Source organism: Quadrisphaera sp. RL12-1S (assembly GCF_014270065.1).
Taxonomy (GTDB): Bacteria; Actinomycetota; Actinomycetes; order Actinomycetales; family Quadrisphaeraceae; genus Quadrisphaera.
Genome location: NZ_JACNME010000003.1, coordinates 233,037 through 254,063, shown reverse-complemented (window position 1 = coordinate 254,063; position 21,027 = coordinate 233,037). Strand labels below are relative to the sequence as shown.

The window sequence follows — 21,027 nt, the reverse complement described above, 5'->3', positions numbered from 1 at the left end:
GGATCCGGTCTGGTCATCGGGCGAGGTGCCGCGGGCCCGGAGCCGCGGGGGCTGCGAGGGCGGTCAGCGGCCGCCGAGCCCCGACAGGGCGATGCCCTTGACGAGGTAGCGCTGCAGCAGCAGCACCAGCAGGGCCGTGGGGGCCATGGAGATGGTGGCCGCGGCCATGAGCAGGTTCCAGGCCTGCCCGTTCTGGCCGAGGAAGAGGTTCAGGCCCAACGGCACCGTGGTGGTGCTGACGTCGTTGGTGACGATCAGCGGCCACAGGAAGCTGTTCCAGTAGGTGATGAACGTGAACACGGCGAGCACCGCGAACGCCGGTGCGGCGATCGGCACGATGATCTGCGTGAGGATGCGCCAGTGCCCGGCGCCGTCGATGCGCGCCGACTCCTCCAGCTCCTTGGGGATGGTGAGGAAGAACTGGCGCAGCAGGAACGTGCCGAAAGCGGTGAACGCCCAGGGGAGGATCAGCGCCTGGAAGGTGTTGATCCACCCCAGCTGGTTCATGATCAGGAACATCGGGACGACGACGACCTCCTGCGGCACCATGAGCGTGCCCAGGTAGACGAGGAAGAGCGAGTCGCGCCCCTTGAACCGGAGGCGGGCGAAGGCGTAGGCCGACAGTGCCGAGGTCACCAGCGTGATGACGGTGCCCGTGACGGCCACGAAGGCCGTGTTGATCATGAACCGGCCGAACGGCAGGAAGTCGAGAGCGTCGCTGTAGTTGCTGAAGAGCAGGCTCTCCCCGAACAGCTTCGGGGGCGTGGTGAAGATCTCCCCGGCGCTCTTGAGGCTGGACAGCACCATCCACGCCAGCGGCGCCAAGAACAGCAGCAGCGCCAGGGTCAGCAGCAGCTGGGAGACCACCGGCGGGCCCTTGCGGCGCCGCTGCGTGACCACCCCGCCGGTCCCGCCGGCGGCTGCGGACCCCCCGGCGGAGCCGGTGGTGTCGGACGCCGACAGGGCGTCGCGCCGGGACCCGAGGGCCTCACTGGTCATAGTGCACCCACTTCTTCTGGCCGAGGAACTGGATCGCCGTGAGCGCCATGATGATCACGAACAGCACCCACGCGATCGCTGACGCGAACCCGAGCCGGAAGTTCTGGAAGCCGGACTGGTACAGGTACATGACCAGCGTGGTGGTGCTGTTGCCCGGACCCCCGCCGGTGAGGATGTAGGGCTGCACGAAGACCTGGAACGAGCTGATGAGCGTCAGCACGGTCGCGAAGAACAGGGACGGGCTCATCAGCGGCAGCACCACCGAGAAGAACTGCCGCACCGGGCCGGCGCCGTCGATGGCGGCCGCCTCGGTGAGCGAGGGCGGCACCGCGTCCAGCGCGGCGGAGAAGACGAGGAGGTTGTACCCGAAGCCCTGCCAGACCGACATGAGGACGACGGCGGGCAGCGCCCACGAGCTCGACCCCAGGAAGTTCGGCGCGCTGACCCCGAAGAGGGTCTGGAAGGTGCTGTCGATGAGCCCGCGCGGGGTGTACAGCAGCCCGAAGACCACCGCGTTGCCCACCATCGGGGTCACCGCGGGCACGAAGAACAGCACGCGGTAGTACCGCCGACCGATGATGCGCGGCGAGATCCAGACCGCCAGGCCCATCGACACCACGATGTTGATCGGCACGTAGAGCAGCACGAACACGGCCGTGTTGAGCAGCGCGGTCTTGAAGACCGGGTCGGTGGTGAAGAGCTCGACGAAGTTCTGGAAGCCGACGAAGCTGGGGTCTCCCAGCACGGGCCAGTCGAAGAAGCTCATCACCAGCGAGGCGACGATCGGGAACGCCGTGAAGGCGACGAACCCGATCGCGCCCGGCAGCAGGAAGGCCGAGGCGGCTCGACCGTCGCCCCGCCTCGTCCCTCGCGGCGGCGCGGGGGACGCTGTCGGGTCGGTGGCGTCGGTGACGCGGACGGCGCCGGTCAGCGCCATGGGACCTCCTCGGGCCGTGACATCGCGGGGGGCTGCGCCGTCGGGGCCGTCAGGCCTGGGCCATGACCTGCTGGATGAAGGAGTCGACGTCCGAGTCGCCGTTGAAGCACGGCACGGCGTACTTGTTCCACTCGTTGTTGACCTGGGTCCACTTGGCGGTGGTGCGGTACCCCTCAGCGGCCTTGATCATGGCGTCCATGACCTCCTGGGCGTCCTGGAGCTTGTTGCCCTCGTACCAGGCGCTCTGCTGGGCGGTGCGGGCCGGGAAGGCGCGCCCGGACTGGCCCAGGTAGGTCTCGGACTCCACGTTGACCAGGCCCGCCGTGGCCTTGGCGGCCAGGTCCTGGTTCTTCGCCTTCGCGGAGACGCCGAAGCCGGAGCCGGCGGTGACGGTCTTGGAGCCGCTCCCACCGACGGGCATCGGGGCGATGCCCACCTCGAACTTCGCCGTCGCCTTGGCGTTGATGAGGCTCCAGGGCCCGTCGATGTTCATGGCGGCGTTGCCGGCGAGGAACTGGTTGGTGGAGGCGGCCTGGGAGCCGGCCGAGGGCAGCGGTGAGGCGACCTTCTCGGTGGTGATGAGGCTCCGGTACCAGGTGAGCGTGTCGCGCCACTCGCTGGTGTCGATGTCGAGCTTGCCGTCGGAGGTGACGGCCTGCACCCCGTGCTGGCTCATGGCCCACGGGATGACGCTGTCCGGCACGGCGCCGGCGAAGAAGCCGTAGGTGTTGCCGCTGGTCAGCTTCTTGGCCGCGGCCAGGAAGTCGTCCTGGGTCCACCCGATGGCGGGCATCGGCAGCCCCGCCTGCTGGAAGGCGGTCTTGTTGTAGAAGACCACCAGGGGGCCGAAGTCGTAGGGCAGCGCCAGCAGCTTCCCGTCCACCTTGAGGGCGTCCAGGATGCTGGAGTCGAAGTCGGACTCGGTGACGCCCATCGCCGACAGCTTCGGGGTGAGGTCGGTGAACAGCTGGGCGAACTGCGGGGCGCGCAGCGACTGCACGCTGACGATGTCAGCGGTCTGGCCGCTGGCGGCCTGCGAGGTCAGCTTGGTCCAGTAGTCGTTCCAGGCGGCGGTCTGGAAGGCGATGGTGGAGCCGGAGGCCTTGCCGGCGATGTCGGCGACCTTCTTCCAGGCGTCCACCTCGGCGGTGGAGGCGCTCCACATCTGCCAGGTCAGGTCGGTGCCGCCCGAACCGCCCGAGCCGGAGCCGGACGAACCGCCGCCGCAGGCGGACAGGGCGAGCGCGGCGGCAGCGCCGCCACCGAGGCCGAGCAGCTGCCGGCGCGAGAGGGTGGGTGCCATCGGGGGCCTCCGTGACGTCGTCGTCGAGCCTTGACGGGGGATGGTGCTGCACCGGATGCGCACGCTGCGGAGCACCAGCGCTCCGCAGGGCCATACATCCGATGACTGCGCACTCTTGTCTGGACTCGACTGGCCTGTCAAGGGTTTCGCGGGTGTTGTGGCGCGAGGGTGCGCCGCATCCACGTCTCGACGTTCGCCACGTGCAGCAGCGCCGCCGCCTCCGCGCGCGGCGCGTCGCCGTCGCGCACGGCGTCGTAGATGGCCCGGTGCTCGTCGATGGTGTGGCGCGAGGAGTCCGCCTCGGTGAGGGCGCGCCACACCCGGGCGCGCAGGGTCACCCCGGAGATGCCCCGCAGGATGGCGGCGAGGGCTGCGTTGCCGCTGGCCGCGGCGATGGCCGCGTGGAAGTCGGCGTCGTGCGCGATGAGGTCCTGCTCGTCGCTGGCCGCCTCCATGAGCTCGAGGTGCCGGTGGATCTCGGCGAGGTCCTCGTCCTCGCAGCGCGTCGCGGCCAGGGCTGTGACCTGCGGTTCCACGACGCGACGGCACTCCATGAGCTCCAGCAGCGACTCGTCGCGCATGAGGTCGACGGCCTCGCCGATGCCGGTGAACAGCTGCTCCGGCCGCAGCGCCGTGACGAACGTGCCGTCGCCGCGCCTGACGTCCAGCACCCCGGCCGTGGCCAGTGCCCGCACGGCCTCGCGCAGGCTGGACCGGCTCACCCCGAGCTGGGCCGAGAGCGCCGCCTCCGCGGGCAGCCGCTGGCCGGGGCCCAGGTCGCCGCTGCGGATGAGGTCGCGCACCTTCTCGATCGCGGCCTCCGTGAGCGGAGCTGCCACCTCGTCACCTCCGGGGCTGGGGTCGTGTCTCCCGGACGGGTGCCCGGTCCCCCCACCATGCACGTCTGATGTTTGCTGCGTCTAGACATCGGATGACTGACTCGCTAGCGTCACTGGTGCGTCGAGGGCGACGCCGAGCCGCCCCCGCGGGGACCGGCAGGTGCGAGGACCTCGACGACCTGCGCCCGCACCGCACCCGCCGTGCAGCCGGTCCAGCACCGCGCCCACCCGACCGCCCAGGAGGTCCCCGTGCCGTCCGACCCGCTCCCCGCCGCCGCGCGGTTCACCGCGCTCGAGGTCCACGACGTGCGCTTCCCCACCTCCGAGCACCTCGACGGCTCGGACGCGATGAACCCCGAGCCCGACTACTCTGCCGCCTACGCGGTGCTGCACACCGACGCCGGTGACGGGCACGAGGGCCACGCGCTGGCCTTCACCACCGGCCGCGGGAACGACATCCAGTCCGCCGCCATCAGGGCGCTCGAGCAGTGGGTGGTCGGCCGCCGCGTCGACGAGGTGCTCGGCGACCTGGGCGCCTTCTCCCGCGAGATGGTCCACGAGCCGCAGCTGCGCTGGCTCGGGCCCGAGAAGGGCGTCGTGCAGATGGCGGTGGGCGCCGTCCTCAACGCCGCCTGGGACCTGCGCGCCAAGCGGGCCGGCCAGCCGCTGTGGCAGCACCTGGCCCACCTCGACGTCGAGGAGCTGCTGGACCTCGTCGACTTCCGCTGGCTGACGGACGCCATGACGCGCGCCGAGGCGAAGGCGGTGCTGGACCGCGCCCTGCCGGGCCGCGCCGAGCGCGAGGCGCTCCTGCTGGAGCAGGGCTACCCCGCGTACACCACCACCCCGGGCTGGCTGGGGTACTCCGACGACAAGCTGGAGCGCCTGGCCCACGAGGCCGTCGCGGACGGGTTCACCCAGATCAAGCTCAAGGTGGGCGCCGACCTCACCGACGACGTGCGCCGCATGAAGGTGGCCCGCGCCGCCGTCGGCGACGACATCCGCATCGCCGTGGACGCCAACCAGCGCTGGGACGTGGGGCAGGCCATCGCCTGGATGCACGCCCTGGCCCCCTACGACCCGTACTGGATCGAGGAGCCGACCAGCCCGGACGACGTGCTGGGCCACGCCACGGTGCGGCGGGCGGTGCACCCGACCAAGGTGGCCACCGGCGAGCACGTCGCCAACCGCGTGGTCTTCAAGCAGCTGCTGCAGCTGCGCGCGGTGGACGTGGTCCAGATCGACGCCGCCCGCGTGGCCGGGGTCAACGAGAACCTCGCGATCCTGCTCATGGCCGCCCACCACGGCGTCCCCGTCTGCCCGCACGCGGGCGGGGTCGGGCTGTGCGAGATGGTCCAGCACCTGTCGATGCTCGACTTCGTGTCCGTCTCCGGCACCTGGACCGACCGCGTGGTGGAGCACGTCGACCACCTGCACGAGCACTTCGTCACGCCCGTCCGCCTGGAGCGCGGGCGCTACCGCGCTCCGCTGGCCCCCGGTGGCGGCGGGCAGATGCACGCCGCCTCGGTGGCGGACTACACCTTCCCCGGCGGCCCCCAGTGGAGGGCGCGTGGCGCCCGCTGAGCCGGCGGGCGTCCGCGGCGGCGAGGGCGGCAGCTTCCAGCGGCTCCCGCAGACCCCCGCCGTGGACGCCCACCACCACCTGTGGGACCCGGCCGACCCCGGCCAGGACTGGCTGGCGGCTCCCGAGCACGCGGCCATCGACAGGACCTTCACCGCCGCCGACCTGCGCGAGGCCGCCGGCGGCGGCGTGGACGGCAGGCCGCTGGGCGCCGCCGTGGTGGTGCAGTCCGTGTGCACCCTCCAGGAGAGCCGTGCGCTGCTCGCCACGGCCGCCGCCGACCCGCTGCTGGCCGGCGTCGTCGGGTGGGTGGACCTCACCGCGGACGTGGCCGGCCAGCTCGACCTGCTGCGCTCTGGGCCGGGGGGTGACCTGCTCGTGGGCGTGAGACACCTCGTCCAGGGCGAGCCCGACCCGGGCTGGGTGCTGCGCGAGGACGTGCAGCGCGGCCTGCGGGTGCTCGCGGAGGAGGGCCTGGCCTTCGACCTGCTCGTGCGCGCGCCGCAGCGCGCCGCCGGCGTCGAGGGCGCGCGCCGCGCCGCCGAGCACGGCCTGGTGGTGGTGCTCGACCACGCCGGCAAGCCCGACGTGCGCCGCGGCGCCCCCGCCGGCGCCCTGGAGGCGTGGGCCGAGCAGGTGCGCGCGCTGGCCGCCGTCGACGGGTCGGTCTGCAAGGCCTCCGGCGCGCTCAGCGAGGTCGGCGCCGCCGGCTGGGACGACGACGCCGTGCGGCGCGTCCTGGACGTGCTGCTCGACGCCTTCGGCCCGAGGCGCCTGGCCTTCGGCTCCGACTGGCCCGTCTGCCTGCTCACCTCCTCCTGGCGGGAGTGGGCCGACCTCGTGACCGCGCACGTCCAGCACCTGTCGCAGGACGAGCGGGACGCCCTCTTCGGCGGCGCCGCCCGCGCCGCCTACCGCCTCGCCACCAGCACCGACCCCGTCGAGGAGACCCCGTGATCGCCGGACGGCTCGTCCACCCGCCCCTGCTCGCCGCGCTCGCCGCCGCCGGTCACGGCGCAGGAGTGCTGCTGTGCGACGGGCACTACCCCGCCACCACCGCCGCCGGCCCGAACGCGCAGCGGGTGCACCTCAACCTCGCGCCCGGCCTGCTCGACACCTCCACGGTCCTCGACGTCCTGCTCGACGCGCTGCCCGTGGAGGCCGCCGCGGTCATGGTGCCCCCCGACGGCTCGGACTCCGCCGCCGTCACCGCCCACCGCGAGCGCCTGGGGCGGCTCGGAGGGGTGCCCGTGACGGCGCTGGACCGGCACGGCTTCTACGCCGCGGCGAAGGGCGAGGACCTCGCCGTCGTCGTCGTGACGGGTGACGTGCGGCAGTACGCCAACCTGCTGCTGACCGTGGGCGTGCAGGGCGTCTCGGCGGCCGACTCCGCGGCCGGCACGGCCGTCCTGTGAGCTCCCCGGAGAGGACGACGACGATGAGGGCTGCGCAGTACCGAGGTGGCGGCGTGGTGGCCGCCGGAGACGTCGAGCGCGTCGCGCCCGGACCGGGGGAGGTGGAGGTCGCTCCCGCGTACACGGGCATCTGCGGCACCGACCTGCACATCGCGGCCGGGCACATGGACGCCCGCGTGAGCGTCCCGGCGGTGATCGGCCACGAGACCGCCGGGCGCGTCAGCGCCGTCGGCGAGGGCGTGACCGGCTGGTCGGTGGGCGACGCCGTGACGGTGGTGCCGCTGCGACCGGACGGCACCTGCGCGGCGTGCCGCGCCGGGCACGGGCACGTGTGCGAGGCGATGGACTTCATCGGCATCGACTCGCCGGGCGCGCTGGCGCAGCGCTGGACGGTGCCCGAGCACGCGCTCATCGCCCTGCCCGAGGGCCTGGACCTGCGCACGGCCGCCCTCTTGGAGCCGACCGCCGTCGCCGTCCACGACGTGCGCCGCTCGCGCCTGGTCGCGGGGGAGTGCGCCGTCGTCGTCGGCGGGGGGCCGGTGGGCATCCTCATCGCGCTGGTCGCCGCGCAGGTGGGCGCGGACGTGCTGCTGGTGGAGCTGGACCCGGCGCGCCGGGCGCTGGCCGAGCAGCTGGACCTGGCCGCGGTGGACCCGCGCGAGGTGGACGTGGCGGAGCTGGCGCGGGCCCGCTCCGGCGGGTCCGGCGCCCACGTGGCGTTCGAGGTGTCGGGGTCCCAGGGCGGCCTGGACACCGCGGTGTCGGTGCTGGCGGTGCGCGGGCGGCTGTGCCAGGTGGGCATCCACGCCGAGAGGCGCAGCATCGACCTGCACCGCTTCTTCTGGCGCGAGCTGGAGCTGCTGGGCGCGCGGCTGTACCAGCGGGCGGACTTCACCGAGGCGGTGCGCCTGGTGGCCTCCGGCGAGGTGCCCGCCGCCCGGCTGATCAGCGACGTGGTCCCCCTGGAGCGGGTGGCCGAGGCCTTCGCGACCCTCGCCGGTGGCGGCGCGGTGAAGGTGCTCGTCGACTGCCAGGGAGGGCAGGCGTGAGCCCGGCCCCACCGTCCGGCTCCCCGTTCGACCTGACCGGGAGGGTCGCGGCGGTCACCGGCGCCAGCCGGGGGATCGGCGCGGCGGTCGCCGTGGCCCTGGCCCGCGCGGGAGCGGACGTCATCGGGGTGTCCACGACGGGCCCCGGGGACGACGTCGCTGACGCCGTGCGCGCCACCGGGCGGCAGTTCACCTCCCTGGGGTGCGACCTGGCCGACCGGGCCGCGGTGCAGGCCCTCGGCGCCGACCTGGTCGAGCGCGGGGTCGACCTGCTCGTGGCCAACGGGGGGACCATCCGGCGCACTCCCGCGGCCCAGCACTCCCTGGCCGACTGGGACCACGTGCTCGAGGTCGACCTGTCCGCCCAGTTCGTGCTGGCGCAGGCCGTCGGCGGCGCGATGGTCGAGCGGGGCAGCGGCCGCATCGTCTTCACGGCGTCGCTGCTGAGCTTCCAGGGCGGCATCAACGTCCCCGGCTACACCGCCGCCAAGCACGGCCTGGCGGGGCTGACCAAGGCCCTGGCCAACGAGTGGAGCAGCAAGGGCGTGGGCGTCAACGCCGTGGCTCCGGGCTACATCGCCACCGACAACACCGCCGCGCTGCGCGACGACGAAGACCGTTCGAGGGCGATCCTGGAGCGCATCCCGGCGGGGCGGTGGGGCCGCGCGGACGACATCGCGGGCGCGGTGGTCTACCTGTGCAGTCCGGCGGCGGAGTACGTCCACGGCGTGGTGCTGCCGGTCGACGGTGGTTGGCTCGGCCGATGACCGAGCACACGACCGAGCAGACGACCGCCCCGGCCGGCCCGGCCCCCGGCACCGAGGACCTCCTCAGCGCGCTGGCGCGCTGCCCGCTGCTGCCCGTCGTCGTCGTGGGGGAGCGCACCGACGGCGCGGCCCTCGGCGCGGCGCTGGCCGAGGGCGGCCTGACCGCGGCTGAGGTGGTGCTGCGCACGCCGGCGGCGCTGCGGGTGCTCGCCGAGATGGCCCCCACCGCCGGGCTGGTGGTGGGCGCCGGGACGGTGGTGGACCCCGACCAGGTCGACGCCGTGGTGGACGCCGGCGCGGCGTTCGTGGTCAGCCCCGGGCACGACCCGGACGTCGTCGCGCGCGCCCGGTCGCGCGGGGTGCCAGCGGTGCCGGGGGTGTCCACGGCCAGCGAGGTGCAGCTGGCCCGCCGGTCCGGCCTGCGCCTGCTCAAGCTCTTCCCGGCCGGTGCGGTCGGGGGGACGGCGCTGCTGTCCGGGCTGGCCGGGCCCTTCCCGGACGTGGCGTTCGTGCCCACCGGGGGCATCGGCGAGGCCGAGCTGGGCGCCTACCTGGCGCTGCGCTCGGTGGCCGGGGTCGGGGGCAGCTGGTGCGTGCCGGCGGCGCTGGTCGCCGACGTCACCGGCCGGGGCGTGCCCGCCTGGGACGACCTGGTGGAGGGCGTCGCCGCGGCGGTCGCGGCGTGCCGCGCCGCCCGCCCGTGAGCACGCCCGCTCCGGTGGAGATGCTGGCCTTGGGGGAGGTGATGCTGCGCCTGGACCCGGGGGAGGGTCGCATCGCCACCGCGCGCTCGTTCACCGTCTGGGAGGGAGGGGGCGAGTACAACGCCGCCCGCGCCCTGGCCACGACCTTCGGGCGGCGCGCCGGGGTGGTCACCGCCCTGGTCGACGACCCGGTCGGCCACCTCGTGGAGCACCTGGTCCGCGCCGGTGGCGTGGACGCCTCCCGCGTCGTCTGGAGCGACCCCGCGGCGGGCGGCAGGACGGGGCTCAACTTCGTCGAGCGCGGCTTCGGGGTGCGCGGCGCGCTCGGCGTCTCCGACCGGGCAGGGTCCGCCGCCTCGCGCCTGGCCACCGGCGACGTCGACTGGGACGCCGCCCTGGCCGGGGTGGAGCACCTGCACACCGGCGGCGTCTTCGCGGGGCTGTCCACGACGACGACGGCGCTGGCCGAGGAGGCGCTGCGCGCGGCGCGGCGCCGCGGCGTGAGCACCTCCTACGACGTCAACCACCGCCCCAGCCTGTGGCGCCACCGCGGGGGACCCGCCGCGGCCCGCGAGGTGGACCTGCACCTGGCGGGCCTGGCCGACGTGGTGCTGGGCGCCCTGCAGCTGGCTCCGGCCGAGCAGACCCGCGCTGAGCTGGACACCCCCGAGGCGGTGGGCGAGGTCCTCGCCGACCTCGGCGCGGGCTGGCCGCGCCTGACCGGAGGCGCCGACCCGCCGCTGCTGGTGAGCTCCTGGCGCCGCGTGGTCTCCGCCGGCGTCAACGACTGGGGCGCCGCCGCGTGGAGCGCGCCCACCGGCGTCGTCGTCGGTCCCCGCCTGGACGGGGTGGGGGTGCTGGACCGCATCGGCAGCGGGGACGCCCTGTCCGCCGGGGTGCTGGACGGCCTCCTCGCGGCCCGCGCCGCCGGGGCCCGGCTCGACGCGGCCGGGCTCGCCGGCGCTCTGGCCCTCGGCGTGGCCGCCGGGGCCCTGACCATGACCACGCCCGGTGACACCTGCGCCGCCACGCTCGCCGAGGTGCGCGCGCTGGCCGCCGGCGGCACCGCCCACGTCCAGCGATGACCTGCTGACCACCAGCCGCACGGAGGACCGACGACATGACCACCACCACCGCAGGGCGCGCCACCCCGGGGGAGCCGCGATGAGGCTCGTGCGCTTCGGAGAGCACGGCGCGGAGGTGCCCGGCGTGCTCGACGCCGACGGCGTGCTGCGCGACGCGTCCTCGCTCGTCACCGACTGGGACGGCGGTTCCCTGGCCCCCGAGCGCCTCGCCGCCCTGGACGGGCGCGTGGCCGACCTGCCCGCCGTCCCCGGCTGGGCCCCCGAGCACGCGGTGGACGGTGGCGGGGTGCGCCTCGGGTCGCCGGTGGCCCGCCCCGGCAAGGTGGTCTGCATCGGCGTCAACTACGCCGACCACGCCGCCGAGTCGGGCATGGACACCCCGCCCGAGCCGGTGGTGTTCATGAAGGACCCGTGGACCGTCATCGGCCACCGCGACACCGTGCTCGTGCCCCGGGGCTCGGTCAAGACCGACTACGAGGTGGAGCTGGCCGTGGTCATCGGCTCGACCGCCCGCTACCTCGACTCCCCGGACGACGCCCTCGCCTGCGTGGCCGGCTACGCCGTCAGCCACGACGTCTCCGAGCGGCACCTCCAGCTGGAGGGCACCGGCACCTGGGACAAGGGCAAGAGCTGCGAGACCTTCAACCCGCTCGGCCCGTGGCTGCTCACCGCCGACGAGGTGCCCGACCCGCAGGACCTGCGGCTGCGCCTGTCCGTCAACGGCGAGCAGCGCCAGGACGGCTCGACCGCGCAGATGGTCTTCGGCGTCGCGGCGCTGGTCCACTACCTGAGCCAGGTGATGGTGCTGCACCCCGGGGACGTCATCAACAGCGGCACGCCCGCCGGCGTCGCGCTCGGCTTCCCCGACCCCAAGCCGTACCTGCGCGAGGGCGACGTCGTGGAGTGCTCCATCTCCGGCTCGGGGACCGATCTGGGCACCCAGCGCACGGTCATGGGGCAGGCGTGAGCGAGTCCTCGCCGGAGTTCGCGGGCGTCCGCGCCGTCGTCACGGGAGGCGCCAGCGGCATCGGCCGCGCCGTCGCCCGGGCCCTGGCCGAGCGCGGCGCCGCTGTCGCCTCCCTCGACCTGCGCCCGCTGGAGCAGCCCGAGACCGGTATCGCCGAGGTCAGCTGCGACGTCGGCGACGACGCTTCCGTGCGCGCCGCGGTGGGGCGGGCCGTGGAGCTGCTCGGCGGGCTGGACGTGGTGGTCTCCAACGCCGGCATCGGCTCGGTCGGCACCGTGGAGGACGTCGACGACGACGAGTGGCACCGGGTCCTCGACGTCAACGTGGTGGGCACCGCGCGCCTGGTGCGCGCCGCCCTGCCGCACCTGCGCGCCAGCGCCGCCGCGGCCCTCGCCGACGGGCGGCCCAGCCCGGCCGCGGTGGTGTGCACCGGGTCGATCGGCGGCTGGACCGGCCTGGTGCAGCGCGCCGCCTACAACGCCAGCAAGGGCGCGCTGCACGCCCTGGTCCAGGCGATGGCCGCCGACCTGGTGCGCGAGGGCGTGCGCGTCAACGCCGTCGCCCCGGGCACCGCCGACACCCCGTGGGTGGGCCGGTTGCTCTCCCAGGCCGACGACCCCGACGCCGCCCGCGCGGCGCTCATGGCCCGCCAGCCCACCGGGCGCCTCGTGGCCCCCGAGCAGGTGGCCCACGCGATCTGCTACCTCGCCAGCCCGCTGGCCGGTGCCACCACCGGCGGCGTGCTGCAGGTGGACGGCGGCGCCCACAGCCTCGTCCTGCCCCCTCGCCAGCCCGTCCAGGAGACCTCATGACCCCAGCTCCGGCCGCCCAGCCGCTGCCCACCCGGCAGATCCGCGCCACCGGCGTGCACCTGTCCACCCTCGGCTTCGGCGCCGCCGTCATCGGCAACCTGTTCCGGGCGGTGGACGACGCGACCGCCCGCGGCGCCGTCGACGCCGCCTGGGACGCCGGCATCCGCTACTTCGACACCGCCCCCCACTACGGGGTGGGCCTGTCCGAGCGGCGCCTGGGGGAGGCGCTGCGCGGGCGCCCCCGCGCCGAGCTCGTCGTCTCGTCCAAGGTCGGCCGCCTGCTGCGCCCCCGCGAGGTGCCCCTGGACCGCGACGACGACGGCTTCGACGTCCCCGGCGACGTCGGCCGCGTCCGCGACTACTCCCGCGACGGCGTGCTCCGCTCGATCGAGGAGACCCTGGAGCGCACCGGGCTGGACCGGCTCGACGTGGTCTACGTCCACGACCCCGACGAGGAGCTCGGCCACCTCCAGACCGCGCTCACCGAGGCGATCCCCGCCCTGGTGGAGCTGCGCGAACAGGGCGTGGTGGGCGCGGTGGGCGCCGGCATGAACTTCTCCGCGCCGCTGGCGCGCGTGCTGCGCGAGACCGACGCCGACGTGGTCATGCTGGCCGGGCGCTACACGCTGCTGGAGCAGGGGGCCCTGGACGACGTGCTGCCCGCCGCCGTCGAGCTCGGCAGGGCCGTGGTGGCCGTCGGGGTGTTCAACTCCGGGCTGCTGGCCCGGCAGGAGGTCCCTGACGACGCGAACTGGAACTACGAGCAGGCACCGCCGCACCTCATCGCCCGGGCCCGGCAGCTGGCCGCGGCCTGCGCCGAGCACGGGACCACGCTGCCGGCGGCGGCGGTCGCCTTCGCGCTGGCCCACCCCGCCGTCGTCGACGTCACCCTGGGGATGCGCACCGCCGAGCAGGTGGCCCGCAACGCCGCCCTGCTCACCGAGCAGCCCCCCGGCGGCTGGCAGCCGCTGTGGACGGACCTGCGTGAGCGCGGCCTCCTGCGGGCCGACGCGCCCCTCGGCTGACGGGACACCCGCCGCCCGTCTGCCGGGGGAGGGTCACCCGTCCGCCTCCTCACGCGCGAGGCAGCCCCTGTCGATGTGACAGGGGTGACCCGGGCCGACGCACCGCCGCGGGCGGACGACGCCCCGCCGCGCGCTGCCGCCGGCCGTCCGCTGTGGCAGGCGCTGGTGGTGCTCGTCCTGCTGCCGGTCCTCGCCGCCTCCGCCCTGGCCGGCGTGTCGGTGGCGGGGTCGGTGGACCGGGCCCGCAGCGCCGCGCAGGCGCAGCGGGAGGTGGAGGCCGTCGCGGCCCTCGACGACGTGCGGCGCTGCGTGGACGCCGAGCTGCTGCCCGCCCTGCTGCTGGTGGTGCTGCGCGACCCCGACCTGGCGGCCCGGCAGGGCCTGGCCGGCGAGGCCGCCGCGGCGCTGCTCGAGTCCCAGCCGGTGCGCCTGGCGCAGCTGCGGGCCGCGTCCGACAGCGCCCTGGCGCGGCTGCAGCGGCTCCCGTCCCCCTCCGACACCGGCCAGGGCCTGGCCCTGGACGTCTCCTCCACGGCCACGGACACCGCCAACCGGCTCACCGCGGTCCGCGCGCTCACCGCGGCCCCGCGCCCCGACCCGGCCCGCGTGGCCGCCTCCTACCAGCGCATCTCCAACGGCCTCGGTGGCGCGCAGGGCCGGGCCACCGGGCGGGCCCTGTCCGGCGGGCTCGGCCCCCGCACCACCGCGGCGCTGCTCGACCTCCAGCAGGTCCTGCGCCTGGGGCAGCTCGCCAGCCGGCAGCTGCCGCTGCTCCTGGCCTCCCGCGTCACCGACGGCGAGGCGGCGGCCTCGGACCGCCGCGACTGGCTGGCGGCGTGGGGCGGGTACGAGGAGCTGGTCGGTGACGGCGCCGCGGCGGACACCAGCGTCCGGTGGGCCGTCCTCCAGACGCCCTCGCTGCAGACCGCGTGGGACGCCGCGCTCGCACGCCCCCAGGTCACCGCGGTCAGCGGGCTGCTGGACCGGGAGGCGCTGGGCGGTGCCGCCGACGCGCTGCCGACCGCCTCGGTGGCAGGCGCGGCCCTCGCCAGCGCCGCCCGCGACCAGGTGGTGGCCGACCTGCTGACGACCACGGCGCAGGAGGTGGCCACCTCCGCCGCCGACGACGCCGCTGCCGCGCGGGGCCGCGTCAGCAGCCTCGTGCAGGCCTGCGCGGTCCTGCTGCTGGTGAGCCTCGCCTCGGCGCTGCTCGTGGGCCGCTGGCTGGCGGGCTCCTCGGCGCGCCTGGCGCAGGTGGCGGGCCGCATCAGCCGCGGGGAGCTGGTGGAGGTCCCCGCCACGGGGCCCCGTGAGCTGCGCGCCGCCTCCCTGGCGCTGTCCGCCGCCGTCGCCGCCCTGCGCCACGTGCAGCACCAGGCGCGCCTGGTGGTGGCCGGGCGCCACGCCGACGCGCTGGCGCTGCCGGCGCTGCCGGGACCGCTGGGCCGCGACGTGCACGCCTGGACGGTCCAGGTGGCGCGCTCGGCCCAGGCGCGCGAGCAGCTCCAGCAGCAGGTCAGCCACCAGGCCGACCACGACGGGCTGACCGGCCTGGCGGTGCGCGCCCGCGTGCTCGCCGACCTTGAGGCGGCGCTCGTGGCCGACCGCGCCGCCGGCCGGCGCACGGGCCTGCTCTTCGTGGACCTGGACGGGTTCAAGGCCGTCAACGACACGCACGGTCACGCCGCCGGCGACGAGCTGCTCCGGGTGGTCGCGGCGCGGCTGCGGGAGGCGGTGCGCGCGGGCGACGTGGTGGGACGACTGGGCGGTGACGAGTTCGTGGTGGTGGTGCCGGACTCCCCGGACGCCGAGGCCCTGGTCCGGCGCGCCGGCCGGCTGGTGCGCGCGGTCAGCGAGCCGGTCGCCCTGGGCGGCTTCGGGGTGGTGGTGGGCGCCAGCGTGGGCGTGGCCACCACCTCCGCGGTCGTCGTCCCCGGCGAGGACGGGGGTGGCGAGGCGCTCGACGCGGCGGGAGCGGCGCGGGCGCTGCTGGCGGAGGCGGACACCGCCGCCTACCGGGCCAAGGCCGCCGGGCGCGGCCGCGTGGAGCTCTTCGACGACCGGCTGCGCGCCCAGCTGACCGGCGCCGCGCAGGACGAGCACGCCCTGCGCACCGCCCTGGCGCTGGGGCAGCTGCGGGTCGTCTACCAGCCGGTGGTGCCCCTGGGGGCCCAGGACGACGGCGACGGGCGGCTGCTCGGCGTGGAGGCGCTGCTGCGCTGGGACCGGCCCGGTCACGGGCCGGTGGACCCGGCTCAGTTCATCGCCGTGGCCGAGCGCAGCTCGCTGGTGCGCGACCTCGGCTGCTTCGTGCTGGCCGAGGCCGCGCTGCAGCTGGTCCGCTGGAGGGTGCGGGGACGCGACGTGCCGTCCGTCTCGGTGAACGTCTCGGGCCGCCACCTCGCCGACCCGCGCGTCGTCACCGACGTGCTGGAGGCGCTCGCCACCTCCGGGCTCGCACCCGAGAGGCTGCTGCTGGAGATCACCGAGACGGTGCTCGTGGACGACCCGCGCGCCACCGCCAACCTCCGGGCGCTGCGCGCGCACGGGGTGCGGGTGGCCATCGACGACTTCGGCACCGGCTTCACGTCGATCTCCGCGCTCGCGACCACCCCCGCCGACCAGCTCAAGGTGGGCCGCGGCTTCGTGGTGGCCGAGGCCGCCGCGGACGCGGCGCTGCTGGAGCTCATGGCCCGCGCGGGCGCCGCCTTCGGGCTGGAGGTGGTGGCCGAGGGGGTGGAGACCGCGGAGCAGGCGGCGCGCGCCGTGCGGGCCGGCTGCACCGGCGGCCAGGGGTGGCACTTCGCCCCCGCGCTGGCCGCGGACGAGCTCGAGCACCGGCTGCCGCTGCTGCGCGACAGCCGGGTGGAGGTCCGCGCGCCGGTACGCTGAGGGCCTCCACCCCACGACGGATCGAGTGCACACCCATGTCCGCTGGCACCTCCAGCAAGACCGCGACCCGCGCCGACCTGCGCAACATCGCGATCGTCGCCCACGTCGACCACGGCAAGACCACCCTGGTCGACGCGATGCTCAAGCAGTCCGGCGCCTTCGGCGACCACCAGCACGTGGACGACCGCGTCATGGACTCCGGCGACCTGGAGCGCGAGAAGGGCATCACCATCCTCGCCAAGAACACGGCGGTCCGGTACACCGGCCCGTCGGCGGCGGCGGTGGGCGCTCCCGAGGGCGTGACCATCAACATCATCGACACCCCGGGCCACGCCGACTTCGGCGGCGAGGTGGAGCGCGGCCTGTCGATGGTCGACGCCATCGCCCTGCTCGTGGACGCCAGCGAGGGCCCGCTGCCCCAGACGCGCTTCGTGCTGCGCAAGGCGCTGGCCGCGAAGCTGCCCGTGATCCTCGTGGTGAACAAGGTCGACCGCCCCGACGCGCGCATCTCCGAGGTCGTCGAGGAGACCGGTGACCTCTTCCTCGACCTCGCCGGCGACATGCCCGACGCCGACGACCTGCTCGACTTCCCGGTGGTCTACGCGTCCGCGCGCGCCGGACGGGCCTCGCTGAACCAGCCCGCCGACGGCGGCATGCCCGACGAGGACAACCTCGAGCCGCTGTTCCGCACCATCCTCGAGACGGTGCCCGCGCCCTCCTACACGCCGGGCGCGCCGCTGCAGGCGCACGTCACCAACCTCGACGCCTCCCCGTTCCTGGGCCGCATCGCCCTGTGCCGCATCCACGAGGGCGAGCTCCACAAGGGCGACTCCGTCATGTGGTGCCGCGCCGACGGCACGCAGCAGCGCGTCAAGCTCACCGAGCTGCTCATGACCGAGGCGCTCGAGCGCAAGCCCGCCGACTCCGCGGGCCCCGGCGACATCTGCGCCGTCGCCGGCATCCCCGAGATCACCATCGGTGAGACCCTCGCGGACGCCGAGAACCCCCTCCCGCTGCCGCTCATCACGGTGGACGAGCCCGCCATCTCCATGACCATCGGCACCAACACCGCGCCCACCGCCGGCAAGGTCAAGGGCGCCAAGGTCACCGCGCGCCTGGTCAAGGACCGCCTCGACCGCGAGCTGGTCGGCAACGTGTCCATGCGCGTGCTGCCCACTGAGCGCCCCGACGCGTGGGAGGTGCAGGGCCGCGGCGAGCTGGCGCTGGCCATCCTCGTGGAGCAGATGCGCCGCGAGAACTTCGAGCTCACCGTCGGCAAGCCGCAGGTGGTCACCAAGGAGATCGGCGGCAAGGTCCACGAGCCCGTCGAGCGCCTCACCATCGACGTCCCGCAGGACTACCTCGGCGCCGTCACGCAGCTGCTCGCCGTCCGCAAGGGCCGCATGGAGCAGATGACCAACCACGGCACCGGCTGGGTGCGCATGGAGTTCCTCGTGCCCTCGCGCGGGCTCATCGGCTTCCGCACGGAGTTCCTCACCGAGACCCGCGGCACCGGCATCGCCCACGCGACCTTCGAGAAGTACGAGCCGTGGTTCGGCGAGCTGCGCACGCGCCCGTCCGGCTCGATGGTGGCCGACCGCGCCGGCGCCGCCACCTCCTACGCGATGACCTCGCTGCAGGAGCGCGGCACGCTGTTCGTGGAGCCCTCCACGGAGGTCTACGAGGGCATGGTGGTGGGGGAGAACTCCCGCTCTGACGACATGGACGTCAACATCACCAAGGAGAAGAAGATGACCAACGTCCGCTCCAACGCGGACGAGCTGGAGCGCCTCGTGCCGGCCCGCAAGCTGTCGCTGGAGCAGAGCCTGGAGTTCTGCCGCGAGGACGAGTGCGTCGAGGTCACCCACGACGCCGTCCGCATCCGCAAGGTGGTCCTGGACCAGACCGAGCGCAGCAAGGTCGCCCGCGCCCGCCGCTGAGGCGCAGCCGCACCGCGAGGGCGGAGGACAGGGTCAGGAACGCGCTGTTCCTGGCCCTGTCCTCCGCCCTCGCGGGGTCGAGGGGCGCCCCGCTGCGGGGACCGCGGTCACCAGCGCGGCCAGGGCCGCGGTGAACGCGACGCCGCTGGCGGTCGTCCGGACCGCGAACCACCGCTCCCAGTCCGCCCGCACCGCCTCCCACCCGGCGGGCGGCGCGAGCGGGTCCCACCCGGCCACCTGCTCGTTGAGCGGCAGGTCTCCGCGCAGGACCGCGACGAGGACGACGACGCCGGCGGCCAGCGCGACACCGCTGCTCGCCGCCGTCCCGCGGCGCTCCGCCAGGGCCTGGGCGGCCAGGGACGCGGCGAGCAGGGCCAGCGAGGCGAGCAGCAGGGGCTTCATGAGCTTCGGGTAGCTGACGTCGAGCGCTCGCTTGGTGGTGGTGTAGTCCGCCGGGCCGAGGGTGCGCAGCGCTTCCGCCAGCGGCAGGCCGCTGAGGTGGACCCCCGCCACGAGCCCGGTGGCGGCGGTGGCGAGGACCGTCAGCCCGGTGCGGCAGGGGACGGCTGCGGGTGCGCTCACGGGGTGCCTCCAGCGGGGGTGTGAGACTCCGTCGCCAGGCAACAGTTCAGATCCAGTTGCCTGTATTCGATACAGGAGTGTGGAACCGAACGTGGGTGAGGTCAAGGCGCGGCGCGCGTACGACGCCAGCGGCCGCCGGGCGCGCGCCGCGCAGAACCGCGCCCGCGTGCTGGGCGCCGCCCGTGACCTGCTGCTGGCCGAGGGGTTCGCGGAGTTCTCCGTGGCGAGGGTGGCCGCTGCCGCGGAGGTCTCGGTGGAGCTCGTCTACAAGGCGGTCGGCGGCCGGGCGGCGCTGCTGTCGACCCTGCTCGACGTCGCTGTCGGTGGTGACGACGAGCCCGTCGCCCTCGCCGAGCGCGAGGCCCTCCAGGCGCTGCGGCCCCTCACCGACGCCCGCGAGGTGCTGCACGGCTACACCGCCGTCGCCGTCGCGGTCCAGGAGCGCACCGCGCCGCTGCTGCTGCTGGCGCTGCGCGCCACCGGCGACCCTGGCGCCGCGGCGCTGCTCGCCAAGGCGGACGGAGAGCGGCTGGTGGGCATGACGGGTCTGGCGCGGCACCTGGTCGGGACGGGGCAGACCCGGCCCGACCTCGACCTCGACGCGGTGCGCGACGCCCTGTGGGCGCTGAACGGCGTCCAGCTGTGGGACCAGCTGGTGGTGCGGCGGGGGTGGAGCCCGGCCGCCTACGGCGCGGTGCTCGAGCGGCTCTTCGCGGCCGCCGTGCTCGCCTGACCCCGCAGGAGGCACCCGGGCCTCCACCCGCGCTTGCGCCCACCCGGGCTTGCGCCCCATCACCCGGGCTTCCGCCCCATCGACCGCCCCGATGGGGCGCGAGCTCGCGGGATGGGGCAGGAGCTCGCCGGAAGGGGCGCGAGATCGCGGAGACGGCCACGGTCTGGCCAGGACCCAGGGCCTGGTGGCGCGCAGGTGCGTGATCGTCACCGACGAGGGGGGCGTGGCTGGGCCGGTGGGTCGCCGCGGAGCGCGGGTCCGGGGCCGGGTGGCTAGCGTGGCGGGCTGTGACGACGACGCCCGACGCGCCCGAGCCCGGTTCCTCCCCGCAGGCCACCACGCGCCCCGCCGACGACGTGCTGGGGCAGCTGGCCGACGTCGTCGACGACGTCGCCGAGCGCGCCTTCGAGCCGGAGGAGCTGGCGGCGATGGAGTCCCTCGACGTCCCGCGGCGCCTGCTGCTGGTCCACGCGCACCCCGACGACGAGACCATCGGCAACGGCGCCACCATGGCCCGCTACGCCAGCGCCGGTGCCGGCGTCACGCTCGTCACCTGCACCCGCGGGGAGCGCGGGGAGGTGGTGGAGCCCGAGCTCGCGCACCTGGAGGGGGACCACGCCGCGCTGAGCGCGCACCGCGTGCTGGAGCTGGCCGCCGCGATGGAGGCCCTCGGCGTCACCGACCACCGCTTCCTCGACGACGCCCCGCTCGCGGGGGAGGACGCCGCCGCCACGGCGGCCGTGCGCTACGAGGACTCCGGCATGGCGTGGGGGGAGGGCATGCGCGCCGTCGCCGCCCCCGACACCGGGCCGTCGGCCTTCGCCCGCGCCGACCTCGACGAGGCCGCCGCGCGCCTGGCGGGCGTGCTGCGGGAGGTGCGACCGCAGGTGCTGGTGACCTACGAGCCGGGTGGCGGCTACGGCCACCCCGACCACGTCCAGGCCGCCGCGGTGGCGCGCCGCGCCGTGGAGCTGGCCGCCGACCCCTCGGCCTCGCGCGTGGCCGGCGGCGTGCCGTGGGAGGTGGCCAAGTGCTACGAGGGCGTGGTCCCGGCGTCCGTGGCGGAGGAGTCCTTCGGCGGCGACCGCTCGTCGTGGCCGACCATGGTGGTCGACGACGACGAGGTCGCCTGCGTGGTCGAGGCCCCCGAGCAGCTGTCCGCCAAGGCGGCGGCGCTGCGCGCCCACCGCAGCCAGGTCCGCACCCGGCTCGCGGGGGAGGGGGGCGCCGGAGCGCCGGAGTTCATGGTCAGCCAGGACCGCTGGCAGCCGGTGTGGACCACGGAGGCGTACCGGCTGGCGCGCGGCGCCGCCGCTCCCGACACCCGTCGCGGCGACGGCCTGGAGACCGACCTCTTCGCGGGGATCGCACCCCCAGCGTGACCTCGTGTCACGCA

19 protein-coding genes are annotated in these 21,027 nt (G+C 75.3%); 14 read left to right on the top strand and 5 right to left on the bottom strand.

All coding sequences use genetic code 11. From position 1 onward, the window contains the following. Positions 1 to 63: 63 nt before the first annotated feature. The 4 genes from H7K62_RS07440 to H7K62_RS23635 form a co-directional block, all read right to left on the bottom strand. Positions 64 to 999 carry a carbohydrate ABC transporter permease gene (locus tag H7K62_RS07440; protein ID WP_186717300.1) on the bottom strand — a complete coding sequence of 312 codons (936 nt, stop codon included), beginning with the start codon at positions 997 to 999 and terminating at the stop codon, positions 64 to 66. Beyond that, positions 989 to 1,936 carry a carbohydrate ABC transporter permease gene (locus tag H7K62_RS07435; protein WP_186717299.1) on the bottom strand — a complete coding sequence of 316 codons (948 nt, stop codon included), beginning with the start codon at positions 1,934 to 1,936 and terminating at the stop codon, positions 989 to 991. The genes H7K62_RS07440 and H7K62_RS07435 overlap by 11 nt, the downstream gene beginning before the upstream one ends. 49 nt (positions 1,937 to 1,985) lie before the next feature. Continuing rightward, positions 1,986 to 3,239 carry an ABC transporter substrate-binding protein gene (locus H7K62_RS07430; RefSeq protein ID WP_186717298.1) on the bottom strand — a complete coding sequence of 418 codons (1,254 nt, stop codon included), beginning with the start codon at positions 3,237 to 3,239 and terminating at the stop codon, positions 1,986 to 1,988. 137 nt (positions 3,240 to 3,376) lie between these two features. Continuing rightward, complete coding sequence (locus H7K62_RS23635) at positions 3,377 to 4,078, bottom strand: FadR/GntR family transcriptional regulator (protein ID WP_186717297.1); 702 nt, start codon at positions 4,076 to 4,078, stop codon at positions 3,377 to 3,379. A 249-nt stretch (positions 4,079 to 4,327) separates the two neighbouring features. On the opposite strand from H7K62_RS23635, the gene H7K62_RS07420 reads away from it, so the two are divergent. From H7K62_RS07420 to typA, 12 genes are all read left to right on the top strand, one after another. Next, positions 4,328 to 5,662 (top strand): enolase C-terminal domain-like protein, encoded by a 1,335-nt coding sequence (locus H7K62_RS07420; RefSeq protein ID WP_370591659.1) that lies wholly within the window; start codon positions 4,328 to 4,330, stop codon positions 5,660 to 5,662. Next, positions 5,649 to 6,617: an amidohydrolase family protein gene (locus H7K62_RS22160; RefSeq protein WP_370591658.1), complete on the top strand. Its 969-nt coding sequence runs from the start codon at positions 5,649 to 5,651 to the stop codon at positions 6,615 to 6,617. The genes H7K62_RS07420 and H7K62_RS22160 overlap by 14 nt, the downstream gene beginning before the upstream one ends. Beyond that, a complete protein-coding gene (locus H7K62_RS07410) occupies positions 6,614 to 7,075 on the top strand; it encodes an RbsD/FucU domain-containing protein (RefSeq protein WP_186717296.1) in 462 nt (153 codons plus the stop codon). The genes H7K62_RS22160 and H7K62_RS07410 overlap by 4 nt, the downstream gene beginning before the upstream one ends. A gap of 23 nt (positions 7,076 to 7,098) precedes the next feature. Beyond that, positions 7,099 to 8,124 (top strand): zinc-dependent alcohol dehydrogenase, encoded by a 1,026-nt coding sequence (locus H7K62_RS07405; RefSeq protein WP_186717295.1) that lies wholly within the window; start codon positions 7,099 to 7,101, stop codon positions 8,122 to 8,124. After that, a complete protein-coding gene (locus tag H7K62_RS07400; RefSeq protein WP_186717294.1) occupies positions 8,121 to 8,891 on the top strand; it encodes an SDR family oxidoreductase in 771 nt (256 codons plus the stop codon). Before H7K62_RS07405 ends, H7K62_RS07400 begins: the two co-directional genes overlap by 4 nt. Beyond that, positions 8,888 to 9,595: a bifunctional 4-hydroxy-2-oxoglutarate aldolase/2-dehydro-3-deoxy-phosphogluconate aldolase gene (locus H7K62_RS07395; RefSeq protein WP_186717293.1), complete on the top strand. Its 708-nt coding sequence runs from the start codon at positions 8,888 to 8,890 to the stop codon at positions 9,593 to 9,595. The genes H7K62_RS07400 and H7K62_RS07395 overlap by 4 nt, the downstream gene beginning before the upstream one ends. Next, the gene (locus H7K62_RS07390; RefSeq protein ID WP_222437222.1) at positions 9,592 to 10,680 is read left to right on the top strand and encodes a PfkB family carbohydrate kinase; all 1,089 of its coding nucleotides are present in this window, start codon (positions 9,592 to 9,594) and stop codon (positions 10,678 to 10,680) included. The genes H7K62_RS07395 and H7K62_RS07390 overlap by 4 nt, the downstream gene beginning before the upstream one ends. A gap of 79 nt (positions 10,681 to 10,759) precedes the next feature. Beyond that, the gene (locus tag H7K62_RS07385; RefSeq protein WP_186717292.1) at positions 10,760 to 11,647 is read left to right on the top strand and encodes a fumarylacetoacetate hydrolase family protein; all 888 of its coding nucleotides are present in this window, start codon (positions 10,760 to 10,762) and stop codon (positions 11,645 to 11,647) included. After that, complete coding sequence (locus H7K62_RS07380; protein WP_186717291.1) at positions 11,644 to 12,459, top strand: SDR family NAD(P)-dependent oxidoreductase; 816 nt, start codon at positions 11,644 to 11,646, stop codon at positions 12,457 to 12,459. The genes H7K62_RS07385 and H7K62_RS07380 overlap by 4 nt, the downstream gene beginning before the upstream one ends. After that, positions 12,456 to 13,484, top strand: a complete 1,029-nt coding sequence (locus H7K62_RS07375; RefSeq protein WP_186717290.1) for an aldo/keto reductase — start codon at positions 12,456 to 12,458, stop codon at positions 13,482 to 13,484. Before H7K62_RS07380 ends, H7K62_RS07375 begins: the two co-directional genes overlap by 4 nt. Before the next feature lie 84 nt (positions 13,485 to 13,568). Next, complete coding sequence (locus H7K62_RS23630; RefSeq protein WP_186717289.1) at positions 13,569 to 16,376, top strand: putative bifunctional diguanylate cyclase/phosphodiesterase; 2,808 nt, start codon at positions 13,569 to 13,571, stop codon at positions 16,374 to 16,376. A gap of 35 nt (positions 16,377 to 16,411) precedes the next feature. Next, positions 16,412 to 18,316: a translational GTPase TypA gene (gene typA / locus H7K62_RS07365; protein ID WP_186717288.1), complete on the top strand. Its 1,905-nt coding sequence runs from the start codon at positions 16,412 to 16,414 to the stop codon at positions 18,314 to 18,316. Between the two features lie 33 nt (positions 18,317 to 18,349). Here typA and H7K62_RS07360 read toward each other — a convergent pair whose 3' ends face one another. Further along, complete coding sequence (locus H7K62_RS07360; protein ID WP_186717287.1) at positions 18,350 to 18,898, bottom strand: anthrone oxygenase family protein; 549 nt, start codon at positions 18,896 to 18,898, stop codon at positions 18,350 to 18,352. Positions 18,899 to 18,977: 79 nt separating this feature from the next. On the opposite strand from H7K62_RS07360, the gene H7K62_RS07355 reads away from it, so the two are divergent. After that, positions 18,978 to 19,631 carry a TetR family transcriptional regulator gene (locus H7K62_RS07355; protein ID WP_186717286.1) on the top strand — a complete coding sequence of 218 codons (654 nt, stop codon included), beginning with the start codon at positions 18,978 to 18,980 and terminating at the stop codon, positions 19,629 to 19,631. Positions 19,632 to 20,059: 428 nt separating this feature from the next. Next, positions 20,060 to 21,013 (top strand): N-acetyl-1-D-myo-inositol-2-amino-2-deoxy-alpha-D-glucopyranoside deacetylase, encoded by a 954-nt coding sequence (mshB, locus tag H7K62_RS07350; protein WP_186717527.1) that lies wholly within the window; start codon positions 20,060 to 20,062, stop codon positions 21,011 to 21,013. Positions 21,014 to 21,027 lie beyond the last annotated feature (14 nt).

Coding starts and splice junctions, on each gene's coding strand:
- H7K62_RS07435 (WP_186717299.1), bottom strand. CDS start 1,936: ATGGCGCTGACCGGCGCCGTCCGCGTCACCGACGCCACCGACCCGACA.
- mshB (WP_186717527.1), top strand. CDS start 20,060: ATGGAGTCCCTCGACGTCCCGCGGCGCCTGCTGCTGGTCCACGCGCAC.
- H7K62_RS07385 (WP_186717292.1), top strand. CDS start 10,760: ATGAGGCTCGTGCGCTTCGGAGAGCACGGCGCGGAGGTGCCCGGCGTG.
- H7K62_RS07430 (WP_186717298.1), bottom strand. CDS start 3,239: ATGGCACCCACCCTCTCGCGCCGGCAGCTGCTCGGCCTCGGTGGCGGC.
- H7K62_RS07405 (WP_186717295.1), top strand. CDS start 7,099: ATGAGGGCTGCGCAGTACCGAGGTGGCGGCGTGGTGGCCGCCGGAGAC.
- typA (WP_186717288.1), top strand. CDS start 16,412: ATGTCCGCTGGCACCTCCAGCAAGACCGCGACCCGCGCCGACCTGCGC.
- H7K62_RS07440 (WP_186717300.1), bottom strand. CDS start 999: ATGACCAGTGAGGCCCTCGGGTCCCGGCGCGACGCCCTGTCGGCGTCC.
- H7K62_RS07375 (WP_186717290.1), top strand. CDS start 12,456: ATGACCCCAGCTCCGGCCGCCCAGCCGCTGCCCACCCGGCAGATCCGC.
- H7K62_RS07395 (WP_186717293.1), top strand. CDS start 8,888: ATGACCGAGCACACGACCGAGCAGACGACCGCCCCGGCCGGCCCGGCC.